Annotated in this window: 1 protein-coding gene; it reads left to right on the top strand. The window is 49.3% G+C overall.

Going from position 1 to position 479, the window contains the following annotated elements:
• Positions 1–74 precede the first annotated feature (74 nt).
• The coding region (locus JS756_RS39035) for a hypothetical protein (RefSeq protein ID WP_205387464.1) at positions 75–479 on the top strand (405 nt) is incomplete at its 3' end.

Here is a 479-nt window from a genome sequence, read left to right as displayed (position 1 = left end):
ATATTAACACAGTCCAGTGCTGATGGGTCCAAGATATCTTCCCGTCCAAGTTACAATGGTTGCTAGGAAGCCCTATGAGAGGAACCCGGTCATATGAAGAGGCATTGAAACGGATCAATAGACCACACTTTGCAGCATCAGAGCCCATACACATCATCCAGCGTGCTGTACCGGACAACTTACCGCTGCAGATCAAACAGGTAGTTCCCCGTATTAAAGAAGGGGGTGCGTTCGTCAAGTACTCCCGCGCATCCAACATCCAAGATACCGAGATCGAAAAGGCAATTAAAGAGAATCTGCAGAAGAATCCCATTCGGCCATGGTTTAACCCGTTCCAGGGTGTGGATGTTGCTCGAGTGCTGGGAAGGCCATGGATTGAGGATTTGTATCGCATCCCCAGTCAGAGACTCAGGGTTGAATTCCTGCCGACTTCGTCGGAGTGTCCTGCAATGGAATTGACCGTTGAGTCTCTTTACACA

The organism is Streptomyces actuosus (assembly GCF_016921115.1).
GTDB lineage: Bacteria > Actinomycetota > Actinomycetes > Streptomycetales > Streptomycetaceae > Streptomyces > Streptomyces actuosus_A.
This window is presented reverse-complemented; position numbering and strand designations above follow the sequence as displayed.